The organism is Klebsiella sp. 4_1_44FAA (assembly GCF_000238715.1).
Classification (GTDB): domain Bacteria; phylum Pseudomonadota; class Gammaproteobacteria; order Enterobacterales; family Enterobacteriaceae; genus Klebsiella; species Klebsiella pneumoniae.
In genome coordinates this window covers 258147-271572 of the sequence record NZ_JH414800.1, presented here as the reverse complement: position 1 = coordinate 271572, position 13426 = coordinate 258147, and the positions used below count along the sequence as shown (strand labels likewise).

The window sequence follows — 13426 nt, the reverse complement described above, 5'->3', positions numbered from 1 at the left end:
TTCACTCCTGCTTAATCAATTGAACATGCCGCGCGACGGCCGCTTCGCGGGCGAGGGCGGTGATAATGGGGCGGCGGCGCAGCACCAGATAGCCGCCACTGAAACGGGCTACGTCGGCATAGGTGAGCACCGACGCGGCGTGAAGCCTGACGGGCTGGCCAAGCGGATCGCTGAACGTCAGCGGCAAGCGGGCGAGTTTTTTTACCGCCAGCGCGGGGAGCAGGGTGGGAAGCAGCGTTAGCTGTACCCGAACGCCCCAGGCCATCGCCTCATGCAGTGCGCAACCGGCTGCCGCCAGCGCACGCTGGCCGGCAAGCTGCTCCAGCAGCGGTAAATCGACCTGCACGATGCGCAGCGAAGCGTGCTGGCACAGCAGGCTGCGGATATCCGCTTCGCCGAGCTGGGCCACGCTGAGCGTGGCCGTGCTGAGGGCGCGACGGCGCAGACGGGCGGCGACCTCTTCGACGATACGCTGCAGCATCGCGTGGTTCATGGCTTCGTCACCAGCGTTGCCCAGGCTTGCGCAGCGTCAGCGCCTGCCGCATTAGCCTCGTCAGTATCGATGTGCATCTCAAGACGCATATCCGGGGCAACGCGGACCGCTACGTTGTCGAAGATAAGCCGCCTGTCGCTGCCTTCGATCGCCACCGCGACGCTATCGCCATGGGAGACGCGCAGGATCAACGCATCAAGTGGCGACATATGAATATGTCGCTGGGCAACAATCGTCCCGCCGCTCAGCTCCAGTTCGGCAAAGGGGCTTATCAGGCGGATCCCCGGCGTGCCCTGCAGATTGCCGGACATGCGCAGCGGCGCGGCGATACCGAGGATCCGGGCGTCGGTGCGTGAGATTTCCACCTGGCTGGTCTGGCGCAAAGGGCCGAGCAGGCGCACGTTGTTTAATCGCCCTTTGGGGCCAACCAGGGTCACCGTCTGCTCTGCAGCATATTGTCCCGGCTGCAGCAGCGCTTTTTTCGGCTGGATGGGCTGCGCGGGAAAAAGCCTGGCATAGTCAGCCGCCGCTAAATGGATATGGCGACTGGAGATACCGATTGGAATGGGACGCTGGCGCATCTCATCCAGCACTTTGTTGACTGTCGAAGCCAGCTGTTGTTTATCCATTACGCGTCACCTCGTTTACCGGCGTGCAGGCACTGCGAGCGGGGATCGCCTTTTTGTCGTGGGCAGTGTGGGTCCAGGCACAGGTTGCAGGTCACCCGCTCCGTAGAGTGGGAGGGGGCGTCTGTGAGGGCCGTGTTCTCCTCCGTCACGGCGACGTCAGGCGCTGGTGAAGGCGCCTGGACGCGGGCCGGCAGCAGGCCTTCCCCGGGCCTGGCGATAACCTTCTGCGCTACCAGCCCCTGCTGCCGTTCGGCGAGTTCGGCCCCGGTCATCACCGCCGCCTGGACAGAGGCCACATCACCGGCGATCTTCACCACCATCCAGCCGGAACCGTTGGTCTTTTCCAGGGCGAGCAGCGTGATGGCGGCCGCTTTCGCCATAGCGTCGGCGCAGGTGATGGCCAGGGCCAGACCGCTGACCTCAAGTAATCCCAGTGATTGCTTCACGCGGTGCTCCTTTTTTCAGGGTCAGACGGATTTCGGCAGAATGGCCTCAACATCGCTATGCGGGCGCGGGATCACATGGCTGGACTTGACCTCGCCGACCACGCTGGCCGCCGCGCTGCCGGCGTCAACGGCGGCTTTGACCGCGCCGACGTCTCCGCGGACCATCACGGTAATCAGCCCGGAGCCAATTTTTTCGTAACCAATCAACTGCACGTTGGCGGATTTCACCATTGCATCAGCGGCTTCAATGGCGCCAACCAGGCCTTTCGTTTCAACCAGTCCTAGTGCGTTATTCATACTGCGTTCTCCTGTGGATTAAGCATGGCGATCCCGAAATGGGATCCCTTTGACGAGACGAGCCGCATTGTTGCCAGTGTTTCGCCGGGCCAGCCTGTTCTGGTGATACATCAGCGAAAACAGCGGAGTTGATGCGGGTAAATTTTTGTAGTGCACGATGAGCCGTTCCCGGTCGCAGGCGATGCCTACCTGCAGCGGCGAACGCTGCGCCGCCTGCCAGGCGTGATGAACAAGATCGCCGCCGGTCTGCGGCTGCAGAACAAAAGGAATGCCTTCCTCTTCAATGCCCAGCAGGACATCGCGCCACTGTTCGCTGCATTCGTCAGTGACGGCAATGACGATGGCGGGGGCGACTACGCTACTCTCCATGTGTGCCTCCTTTTTGCCAGGAAAGGAGTAATCCGCTGGCGACCGCATTGCGTGGGCCTTCACAGCCGCGGATATTGCCGCGCCCGGCAACCAGCCGGTAGTGCGCCAGCGCGTCGGTGACCAGCTGGGGGATCTCGAAATCGAGGGACGAGCCGCCCACCAGCACTACGAACGGGATGTCGCGAATGTTGCCGGTAGGGCTCACCTGGCGTAACGCTCGCAGGGCGTTGGTGACAAAGACGCGTGATTTGGCGCTACGGCGAATGGCGCGCACTTTCTCCAGCGGCAGATCGCCGGGCAGGGGAACCAGTTCATCCGGTTTCACCACGCAGACGCGGGCAAATACCGCCGGTGGTAAGGCCGACGGAAAAAACTGGACGCTGCCGTCTTCATGACGCAGATGAAACAGGCTTTCGACTTTTGCCAGCGGATATTTTTTGATCTCTTCCGCCAGGTAACGGTCCTCAAGCCCCAGTTCGCGAGCGATGATCATCGTGACCATATCGCCGGCGCCGGCCAGGTGAGTGGCGCTGATCTCTCCCTGCGCATTGATAATGGAGGCGTCGGTCGACCCGGCGCCCAGATCGAGGATCGCCAGCGGGCGCGTGGTGCCGGGAGTGGTGAGCGCCCCAAGAATGGCCGCCTCCGCTTCGGCGCCGCCCACCTGAACCGCAATCTGCAGTTTGTGCTCAATTTCACGGGCGATCAGGGCCATCTGCAGGCGATCCGACTTGACCATCGAGGCGATACCCACCGCCTGCTCCAGCGAGAACTCCCCCGCAAGACCGCCGGTCACGCTGACTGGCACCGCCGTATCAACGGCCAGCAGATCCTGAATGCGGATCTCCTGAGCTGGCTTATTGGTAAGCTCCGCCATGGTCTGGCGCACGTGCTCTAGCATGCCGCCGATATTGGTGCCCGCTTCTCCCGCGACGTTGTCCAGTTTGCCGCAGCCGTCAACCGCTTTCATGATGGCTTCCGCCCCGGCGGCCACATCAACCTGTACGCTGCGCCCCTGAGCGATGAGCAGCAGATTACCTGCCGGAATAGCGCGGGCCTTGACGTCGCCGGAGGGGGTTTTCACCACCACGGCCGAGCGGTTGCCAATCAGCGCCCGCGCCATTGGCACGATATTTTGGGTCTCCTCGGCGTTGAGATCGAAAACGGTCGCAATACCGTAGGGGTTGGAGAGCGTTTCGATGATCTTACCGGGTAAAGCGACCTCGACGGCCGCCAGCATGCCAAGTGGAATGCGGTCGATATGCTGAACTTCGTCGATCACCGGCAGCGGTTGCTGTAGCCGGTTATTGACCAGCACGCCGTCATCCTGCTGCAAAATAATGCCGGTTATCTGATAGCCCGCTGCCGTTGCCGCATTGACCATCGCGGCGACATCGGCAAAGTCAAAGGCCGAGGAGACCACCAGAATATAGGGAGTGTCCGCGGAGCAGGACAGCAGCGCCTCTGGTGTGATGGTGATGCCGACCCCCAGTCCGACGCCGCCGGGTGTCTTCGGGTTATGGCCGATCATGGTGGACTCGGTGATGATGGTTTCCGTGATGGTTTCCATCGCCACATCGCCAATGACCGGCGTGGCTTCGTTAATGCGAATAAGCGAAATATCGCTGAGCTGAATGCCGGCCGCTTTTGCCGCCTGCGTTAGCGCCTCCTGGATACCGAACACATTTCGTAATGTGCCTTTTATACCCGTGGTTTCAGCCAACGCGCTGTGGCGAATGTTCAGCACTCCTGCGTCATCGACCGTCGCCAGGGCGACTTCTGTCGAGGAGTTGCCAATATCAATGCCAGCGATATAGCGCATGCTTACCCCCCTGTTAATCGTCGCCTTTGAGTTTCTTACGCTCGATGTACAGCCCGGCCGCTTCCCGAACAAAGGCGGCACAGAGTCGTGCCTGGTAGCGATGCTCGAGGTCATCAGCGATCGCCAGTAGCTCCGCCTGGGTGGAACGGTATGGGCGCAGGGCGTTGTAGATCTCAAGGATTCGGTCGTCGGGAACCGCGGTGAGCTCTGCGGCCCGCTCAAAGTTCATCGCCAGCCGATCGCGTCCGGCATCCTGGGCGATCGCCGCCTGCATACGCAGCGTTTCCGGAGTGATGCGCATGTCCTGCGCCGTAACGCGATCGCTTAATACGTTCTCCAGCGTCAGGTCATCGAGCGTTTTATTGGTAGCGGTTTTGACCCACTCCGGATGGCGGGTCGCTAACGGGTAGTCGCTAACTTTTGGCTGGCGAACGGTGTCGTTTGTCGGCGCGGCTGGCGCGGGCGTTATCCCGTCCTGTAGGCTGTTCATCCGGCTCAGCACGTCGCGTACCATGGATTCAATTGCGTCGGTATTCATCGGGATATCCTTTGTTAAAGCGCCACGCGCAGTTCCTGCGGGTTTTTGCCCGTCACCACGTATTTGGTCTCTTTAATGTGCAAAATGGCCGACTTCGCCTGGTATTTGGGACGAGCCATCTGATCGTTAAGCGTCGGCACCGGCTGCGGCGACTCGCGTTTGGCGTAGCGCGCGGCGTTTTTGCCAATCTGACGGTAGGTTTCCAGCGTCAGCAGCGGCGCCTGCGGGAAGAGTTCCAGGTTGGAAAGCGGCGGCAGGCCGCGCTGGTGGATGACGGTGGTGCCTTTCGACTGAATACCGATCGAGATGCCGGAGCCGCTCAGGCGGTTGCCTTCCACTGCCACGAAGGCGACGTCAGATGACTTAAAGCAGCGGATCACCCGGGCTTTGATGCCTTCTTCCTCAATGCCGGCGATCACTTCGCGCAGAATATTTTTATGCGGAATGCCGACGATATTGGCGGTTTGCGCCAGACCAAACGCTGGCCCGACGGCAATAATGACTTCATCCTGCTGCGTGCCGGGTTTGGCTTCGCCGATTTCCGTCAGGAAGCTGTCGCCGGACACAGGTGCAACGGCGACCGGCGCGGCAGAGGCGACAGAAGCCGCAGACGCGCTAAAGGAGACCGGCTTATCTGCGCCTGATTTCATCTCCGACAGCACCTCTTCGATAATCTGGCGCAGCAGCGTTTCGTTAATTTCCATTTTTCACCCCTTAGCCAAGTTCATTGGGATCGAGCGCGCCCGGGATATTTTTAATCTCTTCCCAGCGCTCGCCTTGCAGGCGGTAGCCTGTTGCCGGACCGGCATAATCGTTCACGTCATTCACGGCCGAGAGCACCTGGCCCTCGCCAACAATGATGGCGGAGGTATGCAGGTAGTCGCCGGTGAGCTTGGCTTTCTGAATATTGAGCATGTCCTGGGCGACATCGGGGAAGCCGCCTTTCGCCAGGGCTTTCACCACCTCCAGGCCGTTGCGGTTCTTGTTGATGATCTCCTGAGCAAACTTGATGTCCTCGACGATATTGCGCTCAGGCATATCTTTTGAACCGTGGGCGTAGGTGGCGGCTTCTACTTCTTCATCCGTAATAGGCGGCAAACCCATGCCGGCAAATACCGCCTGCAGCGCGCGGGCGGCTTTGTTGCGAATGGCGATCACGTCCTTTTCACGCACCGGCCGCAGGCCGCCATCGACCTTCAGGTCGCGCTGGATCACGTTGTAGTCATCGAAGTCTTCGGCATCTTCGTTGGAACCGGCGAACATGTTGTCGTAGTTCGGCACCGCCGAGTAACCGGAGGAGATGAAGTCGGTGCCTGGCAGGAACTGCATCAGCAGACGCGCGGTACGCCGCATATCCGAGTGGGTAAAGGTTTGATCGTTGCTGGAGGCGCACTCCAGATCCAGCGCTGAGCAGATCAGGTTTTCCGCCAGTACGGCGCGGATCCCGGACGGCACGGCGGACGGCACGCCGATACAGCTGACGGAGCCATTCTGCAGGCCTTGCACCCCGGCGGCTTTGGTGATGTAGATGCAGCGCGCTTCGAGATAAAGCATCGATTTGCCTTCGGCATAGCCCATCTGCACCTCCGAGCCGGAGCCGGAGGTAAAGCGCATTTTCAGGCCGCGCGAGGCGTAGGAGGAGGCGAGGAAGCCTTTCGACCACGGGGTGTCATCGCCATCGGTAAACACCGGTTCCGTACCGTATACCGAAATGGTTTCGGCATAGCAGGTGTGGCCCAGCATGCCCAGTTTCAGCTCGGTGGCTTCTTCCAGCGAACACTGGGTGAGGACGCCGGGACGGCCAACCTGTGAACCGACCAGCAGGGCGATGGCGTTGAACGGCGCGTAGCGCGCCACGGCGACGGTGGTCTCCTGCTCGTCAAAGCCGCGCCATGCGCCTTCAGCGGCGTCGGCGGCAATCTGTACCGGATTGTCTTTGATATTAGTGACATGCGCCTGCTGGGACGGCGTGCGGCGGGCGCGCATTTTTTGCATCGCCATCATCATCTCGACCACGTTCATATGCGACACCACTTCCACGATTTTCGCCGGAGTCATCGCGGTAGTGAGCGGCACGATGTCGCTGCGTTTAACGTTCGGGTCGCAGAGCATGTTGGCGAGCTTAACCGAATCCATGGCCATCACTTCTTCGGCCCGGGCGAGATTAATGCCGTAGCGCGCGATAAAGTGGTCAATCAGGTCGAACTGCTCAACCGGTTTACCGTCGAGTTCGGTCACCGCGCCGTTGACGATGCGGATAGAAGGTTTGGGATCGTTAGGACTTTCCATCGCGATAAAGCCCTCTTCAATCCACTCCTTAACGAAACCATCCTGATTCACAGGGCGTTTCGCCAGTGCTTCAAATCTTTTCGATCTCATGAATCAGCCTCGCGGGTATTAAATGTAGGAGGGGCGATCGTTTTTCGGTTCGGCGCCCAGCGTCGCCAGTACGGTTTTGCCGATTTCCCGGGCGGAGATCACCGCCTGGCGCACCGCGCCGGAGTCACCGGAAATCACCAGAATGGCTTCGTTGCTGAAACTGGTGCCGTGGGCCGGTGAGCTGTAAGCCACCACCTCGACGTTGGCTGATTTCAGCGCGGTATCGGCCATCAGCACGCCAACGGACGCCGGGGCGCCGACGATAATGCCGCAGGCGCGGCCCAGTGGGGCGCCGAACGCTTTTTCCAGGGCATAACTGGCGCGCGCGGTATACTGCAGCTCAATATGACCCGCTTCGTTGCCGTAGACATCGCCGAAGGTACGGTCCAGCTCTTTCAGCGCGACCTCAATCCCGCGTTTGACGTCGGAAACATCATTCCCGCCCAGCACAATCAGCGAGCCATGGCCGGCGCCGCCTTTGGTGTCGCGGGGAAGCTCAATGCTGACCACTTCGGTGTTGGTGGCTTTGACCGCTTCATCGGCGGCCATGATGTGCGGCCCGGCGCCGGTGCGGGCGCCGAGGATGCCGATAGAGCGATAGCGTTTTTCGAGCTTCATCGCCTCCAGCAACGCGGCATCCACGTTGGCGATGACCAGCCCGAGGGTGTCGCCAATGGCGGTCCCGACAAATTCCGTTAAGCTGCAGCTTTTCTCTGCCATAGCCGTCTCTCCTGTGGGATGGGGGGTATCGGGAAGCGCCTGCTGCTCTGGCGTCGCCACACGGGCTATGACTTGCGCCATGATCTGTTCAACCAGCTCATTGCTGCTCATTGGCTATTCCCCTTCGGTAAGATTTTTTCAACATCGGTATGGGGGCGGGGAATGACGTGTACGGCTTTCACTTCGCCCACGTGGCGGGCTGCGGCGGCACCGGCGTCGGTGGCGGCTTTAACTGCCCCCACGTCGCCACGCACGATGACGGTCACCAGGCCTGAACCGATCCTTTCATAGCCAACTAATAAAACGTTGGCCGACTTAACCATTGCGTCAGCGGCCTCTATGGCTGCGGTTAAGCCTTTGGTTTCTACCATTCCTAATGCTTCTTGTTGCATAAAGACCTCGCAGGATATGTGCCAGTGAGGGAACTATATGGCGGAGCGGCGAAAAAGAATGGCTGAGTTGATGGTGGAGAGCGAAAAAATAGTGGTTTTTATATAATATAGAATGGATTTATTTTATTTTATATCGTTGTTTTTATTTGATTTTATTGTTTGTATAAATGTGATTATATTGCAATTCACGCTCCGTATTTACATTTTAAGAGGTGATTTTTTAAATTGTTTTTGCTATGCGATATTTTGCGTGATGTGATATTTGTTGGAAAATAAGCACTGCGCTTTCGCAATTTTTTATCATTTAGTTGGAAATTAAAATACCCCCCTGAACGCCCGCCATTGCTGCAGGGATTCGCGAACAAATAGCAATAAATTATTCTTCTTCGGCGACTTTACGCCGCCCGATTTCCGCAGGATGCCAACACTTTGCCGCTGCCGGTTTCTATAGTGGGCCTCGCCGTACCCAACGAGCCAGCGGATGGTTGGCTGGCCTGGACACGAACTTCGTCACGAGGTGTCACAATGAATGGTTCTTTACGCGCGCAATGTATCGCCGAGTTTTTAGGCACCGGGCTGTTTCTGTTTTTTGGTATCTGCTGCCTGAGCGCCCTGAAACTGACCGGCGCCAGCCTGGGGCTGTGGGAGATCTGTATTATCTGGGGACTGGGTATTTCTCTGGCGGTGTACCTGACGGCCGGCATTTCGGGGGGACATCTGAACCCCGCGGTCACCGTCGCCCTGTGGCTGTTTGCCTGCTTCCCGGGCAGAAAAGTGGTGCCCTATATCCTGGCTCAGGTCGCCGGCGCGTTTGGCGGCGCCGTGCTGGCCTGGATACTTTACAGCACCCTGTTTACGCAATTTGAAACGGTGCATCATATGGTGCGCGGCAGCCTGGAAAGCCTGCAGCTGGCCAGTATATTCAGCACCTACCCGGCGCCTGAGCTCAGCATCTGGCATGCGGCGCTGGTGGAGGTGGTGATCACCTCGATGCTGATGGGGATGATCATGGCGCTCACCGATGATGGCAACGGCGTACCCAAGGGCCCACTGGCGCCGCTGTTGATTGGCATTCTGGTGGCGGTGATCGGCGCCTCGACCGGGCCGCTTACCGGCTTCGCGATGAATCCGGCACGCGATTTTGGCCCGAAATTGTTCACCTGGTTCGCCGGGTGGGGCAATATCGCCATGACCGGGGGAAGAGATATTCCCTATTTTATCGTGCCCATTATCGCACCGTTGTTAGGGGCCTGCCTCGGCGCCGCAATTTATCGTTTTCTTATCGCCAATAATCTGCCCTGTCATACCTGCGTGGAGGAAGAAAATACGCGTTAGCGTCATAAGGGGAATGTATCTGTGAAATAGCCAGGCTAATTTCATGAACCGATATCACGAACCGCTCAAAAAGTCTCCCCGGGTTGGGAGACTTTTGTTATTGTCAATGCACTTTTTTATCGTCGATGGGATCTGATGCTAAAAAAGGTAAATATGAAAAATATGTTTTATTTATAACAAAAATTAACTGAGGGGTTTTATCATGATTTCTGCGAGTACCTTGAACTCAGAACTCATCAATAAAATCGCACAGGATTTTGCGCAAGCCACCAGTCTGGCGGTTGTGGTCGTCAATATTCACGGTGATGAGATTTCTGAATTGTTTAATTTCACGCCGTTTTGCCAGCTGATGCGTCAGCACCCGGAGCACAGCGGACGCTGTCGCATGAGCGACCGCTGCGGCGGGCTGGAAGCCTCGAAAAAAGACCAGCTGTGTATCTACCGCTGTCATGCGGGGTTAACCGATTTTTCCATCCCGCTGGTGATCGCCGGCCACCTAGTCGGTTTCGTGCTGTGCGGGCAGGTGCGTCTGAGCAATGATGTTGAACTGGTTGATATCTTGAACGTCGATGACCGCTGGCAGGACGATCCGGCGCTGGTCCAGGCGTTTCGCGATGTGCCGGAGATGGACTATTCGCGGGTTATCGCTTCGGCGGATCTGCTGAAGCTGATCGTCGAGAATTGCCTGAAAAAACAGCTCAACTTTGTGGTTATCAAAGATAACCCGTCGCAGAACGACCCGGCGCAGGCCAGCCGGGCGCCCTCGCCGCACGATGGCAAAATGAAGAAGGCGCTGCGCTATATCGACGCGCATCTCTCCGATGAGCTGCGTCTGGAGGATGTGGCGGCGCATGTCTATCTCAGCCCGTACTACTTCAGCAAACTGTTTAAAAAGTATCAGGGGATCGGTTTTAACGCCTGGGTCAATCAGCAGCGGATGGCGAGCGCAAAAGAGCTGCTATGCCACAGCGACTGGAGCATCGCCAGCATCGCGCGGAATTTAGGTTTTTCGCAAACCAGCTATTTTTGCAAAGTGTTTCGCCAGACCTATCAGGTAACGCCGCAGGCATTTCGTCAGCAAATTAATGCCGGATCACAAACTGAGTCTTTTTAAATGACAATATTTTGCTATTGCCGATTTTTGATATCCCCGAGTATCTTCATCAATATAAAATGAAAAAAACGACAGTAGAGCAATAAATTGTCATAGCGCAACAAAATAGTGATATTCGAGGGATAAACTACACCAGTTTTTATTTTTGTGATGAGATAGAGTGTCCGTTAATACGAGACAGCTGATTATCACAACACCGCTTTCCTTCACTGACGTCATTGTGACGAGTGATGAAACGGTAAAAGAAAACATAAAGTAATACCCGTCGATGCAGGGCGCATCGGCGAAACAAACCGACAGGTTCGACACCAGTTTGGTGTCAGGGAAGGGGGTGTAAATCCCCCGCAGCCCCCGCTGCTGTGATGCTGACGACCCCGCAAAAACCACTGATCGAAAGATTGGGAAGGGCGGGCGAGAACGAGGCTAAGCCAGAAGACCTGCCTGCCGGTAACTGACCAACAACTTCGGTGGGAAGTGGGTGGCTTAGCGGTGCGTGGTCGCAGGACCAGGCATGCGCGTAGCTATACCCTGACCGCCAGAACAGGACAGGGTATGGCAACCAGGCGTGCGTTCATTCTTGCGGGTACCGGCAGCGGTTGTGGCAAAACCACCGTTACGCTCGGCCTGCTCAGCTTGCTCCAACAGCGCGGTATGCGGGTGCAACCCTGTAAAGTCGGGCCTGACTACCTGGATACCGCCTGGCACACCGCCATCAGCGGCATCGCTTCCCGCAATCTCGACAGCTTTATGCTTCCCGCCCCGATACTCAACGCGCTGTTTACCGAACAGCTACAGCAGGCCGACATCGCGGTTATCGAAGGGGTGATGGGCCTGTATGACGGCTACGGCATCGACCCTAACTACTGCAGCAGCGCGGCAATGGCTAAGCAGCTTGGCTGCCCGGTGATTTTGCTGGTCGATGGCAAAGCGGTGTCGACCTCCATCGCCGCCACGGTGATGGGTTTTCAACATTTTGATCCGGCTCTCGACATCGCTGGCGTTATCGTCAATCGGGTCAACAGCGACGCGCACTTCCAGCTGCTGAAAAGCGCCATTGAGCGCTACTGTCGGGTGCCAGTGCTCGGCTATGTGCCGCGCGTGGAAGGCGTGGCGCTGCCCGAACGACATCTGGGACTGGTGACCGCCCGCGAGTCGGTGGTCAATCAGCAGGCATGGCGGGATTTTGCCAGCCTGCTGGGGCGCACCCTCGACATAGACCGGCTGCTGGCCCTCAGCGAACTGGCCGCCATGCCGATCGGCGAGTGGGGAGAACAGCTTGCCGCCGATGCCGGCGAAGGACTGACGCTGGCCCTCGCCGACGATGAGGCCTTCAATTTTTATTACCCCGATAACCTGGCGCTGCTGGCGCGCTGCGGCGTGAAGATGGTGCGCTTTAGTCCACTGCGCGATCGCCAACTGCCGGCCTGCCAGATGATCTGGCTCGGCGGCGGCTATCCGGAGCTGCATGCGGCCGGGCTATCCGCTAACCACGAGATGCTAACACAGCTTCGCGCGGCGCACCGGCGCGGGGTGGCGATCTACGCCGAGTGCGGCGGCCTGATGTATCTGGGCACGACCCTGGAAGTCACCAGCGGCGAGCGCTACACGATGGCGGATATTATTCCCGGACACAGCCGAATGGGGACGCGTCTGACCCGGTTCGGCTACTGCGAAGCGCAGGCGCAGCAGCAGACGCTGCTGGCAGCCCCTGGCGAGTGGCTGCGCGGCCATGAATTTCATTACTCCGATTTTTCTCCCGCCACCCCCGCCGTACTGGCCTGCCGTAAACAGCGAGACGGTAAGACGCTCCAGCAGTGGCAGGGAGGATGGCAGTCCGGCAGCGCCTTTGCCAGCTATCTCCATGTCCATTTTGCCCAGCGTCCCACCATGCTCAACCACTGGTTGCGGGCAGCAAGGAGGGCGCTATGACCCTTCTCGCCTGGTGTGTAGCCTGGATACTTGATGTCGTCATTGGCGATCCGCCGCACTGGCCGCATCCGGTGCGCTGGATAGGTCGCCTGATCGCCGTCAGCCAGCGTGTAGTGCGACGCGTCTGCCATAGCGACCGGGCGCTGCGCATCGGCGGCGGGGTGATGTGGCTGGTGGTTATCGGCCTGACATGGGGCGTGGCCTGGGGCGTACTGGCGCTGGCGCACGGGATCCACCCCTGGCTTGGATGGCTGGTGGAAGTGTGGATGATCTTCACCGCGCTGGCGGGACGCTGTCTGGCACAGTCGGCGATGGCGGTGGCCCGGCCGCTGCAGGCCGGAGATCTCGCCGAAAGCCGGCATAAGCTCTCCTGGATTGTCGGGCGCGATACCTCTCAGCTCCAGCCAGCGCAGATCAACCGTGCGGTGGTAGAGACCGTGGCGGAGAACACGGTGGATGGCATTATCGCGCCGCTCTTTTTCCTGCTCCTCGGCGGCGCGCCGCTGGCCATGGCCTATAAAGCGGTCAACACCCTCGATTCCATGGTCGGCTATAAACACGAAAAATACCGGGCGATCGGCATGGTCAGCGCTCGTCTTGATGATGTAGCCAACTTCCTTCCCGCCCGGCTGAGCTGGCTGCTGCTCAGCCTTGCCGCGGTGCTATGCCGGGAAGATGGCGCCCGGGCGCTGCGTACGGGCTGGCGCGATCGCTATCAGCACAGCAGTCCTAACTGCGCCTGGCCGGAAGCGACCGTCGCCGGCGCGCTGGGGATCCGCCTTGGCGGCCCGAACGATTACTTCGGCCAGCGCGTTGAAAAGCCCTGGATAGGCGACGCCGTCCGCGACATCGCGGTGGACGATATTTCCCGAACCATTCGATTAATGTGGGTGGCGTCAAGCCTGGCGCTGGCGCTGTTTATCGGCGTGCGCTACTGGCTGGTCGGCGCGGCCTGAGGAGAAC

At 58.9% G+C, this 13426-nt stretch carries 15 protein-coding genes and 1 riboswitch; of the genes, 4 read left to right on the top strand and 11 right to left on the bottom strand.

Annotation, left to right across the window (positions count from 1 at the left end; translation table 11 throughout):
- Position 1: 1 nt before the first annotated feature.
- From pduM to pduA, 11 genes are read right to left on the bottom strand one after another with little or no spacing between them, the layout of a single operon-like run.
- Complete coding sequence (pduM, locus tag HMPREF1024_RS14075; protein ID WP_009308560.1) at positions 2–493, bottom strand: microcompartment protein PduM; 492 nt, start codon at positions 491–493, stop codon at positions 2–4.
- A complete protein-coding gene (locus HMPREF1024_RS14080; protein ID WP_002915810.1) occupies positions 490–1122 on the bottom strand; it encodes a phosphate propanoyltransferase in 633 nt (210 codons plus the stop codon). Before HMPREF1024_RS14080 ends, pduM begins: the two co-directional genes overlap by 4 nt.
- Positions 1122–1568, bottom strand: coding sequence for a BMC domain-containing protein (locus tag HMPREF1024_RS14085; protein WP_002915808.1), 447 nt, complete (start codon positions 1566–1568; stop codon positions 1122–1124). The genes HMPREF1024_RS14080 and HMPREF1024_RS14085 overlap by 1 nt, the downstream gene beginning before the upstream one ends.
- 21 nt (positions 1569–1589) lie before the next feature.
- Positions 1590–1865, bottom strand: coding sequence for a propanediol utilization microcompartment protein PduJ (gene pduJ / locus HMPREF1024_RS14090; RefSeq protein WP_002915806.1), 276 nt, complete (start codon positions 1863–1865; stop codon positions 1590–1592).
- A gap of 18 nt (positions 1866–1883) precedes the next feature.
- Entirely contained in the window at positions 1884–2234 is a 351-nt protein-coding gene (locus HMPREF1024_RS14095; RefSeq protein WP_004900279.1) for a glycerol dehydratase reactivase beta/small subunit family protein, read from the bottom strand.
- Positions 2224–4056, bottom strand: a complete 1833-nt coding sequence (locus HMPREF1024_RS14100) for a diol dehydratase reactivase subunit alpha (protein WP_009308559.1) — start codon at positions 4054–4056, stop codon at positions 2224–2226. The genes HMPREF1024_RS14095 and HMPREF1024_RS14100 overlap by 11 nt, the downstream gene beginning before the upstream one ends.
- A 13-nt stretch (positions 4057–4069) precedes the next feature.
- Positions 4070–4594: a propanediol dehydratase small subunit PduE gene (pduE, locus tag HMPREF1024_RS14105; RefSeq protein WP_002915750.1), complete on the bottom strand. Its 525-nt coding sequence runs from the start codon at positions 4592–4594 to the stop codon at positions 4070–4072.
- Positions 4595–4608: 14 nt separating this feature from the next.
- Complete coding sequence (gene pduD, locus HMPREF1024_RS14110) at positions 4609–5298, bottom strand: propanediol dehydratase medium subunit PduD (protein WP_004185474.1); 690 nt, start codon at positions 5296–5298, stop codon at positions 4609–4611.
- Between the two features lie 10 nt (positions 5299–5308).
- Positions 5309–6973 carry a propanediol dehydratase large subunit PduC gene (gene pduC / locus HMPREF1024_RS14115; protein ID WP_009308558.1) on the bottom strand — a complete coding sequence of 555 codons (1665 nt, stop codon included), beginning with the start codon at positions 6971–6973 and terminating at the stop codon, positions 5309–5311.
- An 18-nt stretch (positions 6974–6991) separates the two neighbouring features.
- Positions 6992–7804, bottom strand: a complete 813-nt coding sequence (pduB, locus tag HMPREF1024_RS14120; protein WP_002915739.1) for a propanediol utilization microcompartment protein PduB — start codon at positions 7802–7804, stop codon at positions 6992–6994.
- Entirely contained in the window at positions 7801–8085 is a 285-nt protein-coding gene (pduA, locus tag HMPREF1024_RS14125; RefSeq protein ID WP_002915737.1) for a propanediol utilization microcompartment protein PduA, read from the bottom strand. The genes pduB and pduA overlap by 4 nt, the downstream gene beginning before the upstream one ends.
- Before the next feature lie 525 nt (positions 8086–8610).
- On the opposite strand from pduA, the gene pduF reads away from it, so the two are divergent.
- The 4 genes from pduF (at position 8611) to cbiB (ending at position 13419) form a co-directional block, all read left to right on the top strand.
- The gene (gene pduF, locus HMPREF1024_RS14130; protein ID WP_004185469.1) at positions 8611–9420 is read left to right on the top strand and encodes a propanediol diffusion facilitator PduF; all 810 of its coding nucleotides are present in this window, start codon (positions 8611–8613) and stop codon (positions 9418–9420) included.
- A gap of 202 nt (positions 9421–9622) precedes the next feature.
- Positions 9623–10534, top strand: coding sequence for a regulatory protein PocR (gene pocR, locus HMPREF1024_RS14135; protein WP_004181164.1), 912 nt, complete (start codon positions 9623–9625; stop codon positions 10532–10534).
- 281 nt (positions 10535–10815) lie between these two features.
- A riboswitch (cobalamin riboswitch) is annotated at positions 10816–10994 on the top strand.
- A 92-nt stretch (positions 10995–11086) separates the two neighbouring features.
- Entirely contained in the window at positions 11087–12463 is a 1377-nt protein-coding gene (locus HMPREF1024_RS14140; protein ID WP_009308557.1) for a cobyrinate a,c-diamide synthase, read from the top strand.
- A complete protein-coding gene (cbiB, locus tag HMPREF1024_RS14145) occupies positions 12460–13419 on the top strand; it encodes an adenosylcobinamide-phosphate synthase CbiB (protein ID WP_002915724.1) in 960 nt (319 codons plus the stop codon). The genes HMPREF1024_RS14140 and cbiB overlap by 4 nt, the downstream gene beginning before the upstream one ends.
- Positions 13420–13426 lie beyond the last annotated feature (7 nt).

Coding starts and splice junctions, on each gene's coding strand:
- pduC (WP_009308558.1), bottom strand. CDS start 6,973: ATGAGATCGAAAAGATTTGAAGCACTGGCGAAACGCCCTGTGAATCAG.
- pduA (WP_002915737.1), bottom strand. CDS start 8,085: ATGCAACAAGAAGCATTAGGAATGGTAGAAACCAAAGGCTTAACCGCA.
- pduF (WP_004185469.1), top strand. CDS start 8,611: ATGAATGGTTCTTTACGCGCGCAATGTATCGCCGAGTTTTTAGGCACC.
- pduE (WP_002915750.1), bottom strand. CDS start 4,594: ATGAATACCGACGCAATTGAATCCATGGTACGCGACGTGCTGAGCCGG.
- HMPREF1024_RS14140 (WP_009308557.1), top strand. CDS start 11,087: ATGGCAACCAGGCGTGCGTTCATTCTTGCGGGTACCGGCAGCGGTTGT.
- pduJ (WP_002915806.1), bottom strand. CDS start 1,865: ATGAATAACGCACTAGGACTGGTTGAAACGAAAGGCCTGGTTGGCGCC.
- pduD (WP_004185474.1), bottom strand. CDS start 5,298: ATGGAAATTAACGAAACGCTGCTGCGCCAGATTATCGAAGAGGTGCTG.
- cbiB (WP_002915724.1), top strand. CDS start 12,460: ATGACCCTTCTCGCCTGGTGTGTAGCCTGGATACTTGATGTCGTCATT.
- pduM (WP_009308560.1), bottom strand. CDS start 493: ATGAACCACGCGATGCTGCAGCGTATCGTCGAAGAGGTCGCCGCCCGT.
- HMPREF1024_RS14095 (WP_004900279.1), bottom strand. CDS start 2,234: ATGGAGAGTAGCGTAGTCGCCCCCGCCATCGTCATTGCCGTCACTGAC.
- pocR (WP_004181164.1), top strand. CDS start 9,623: ATGATTTCTGCGAGTACCTTGAACTCAGAACTCATCAATAAAATCGCA.
- pduB (WP_002915739.1), bottom strand. CDS start 7,804: ATGAGCAGCAATGAGCTGGTTGAACAGATCATGGCGCAAGTCATAGCC.
- HMPREF1024_RS14080 (WP_002915810.1), bottom strand. CDS start 1,122: ATGGATAAACAACAGCTGGCTTCGACAGTCAACAAAGTGCTGGATGAG.
- HMPREF1024_RS14100 (WP_009308559.1), bottom strand. CDS start 4,056: ATGCGCTATATCGCTGGCATTGATATTGGCAACTCCTCGACAGAAGTC.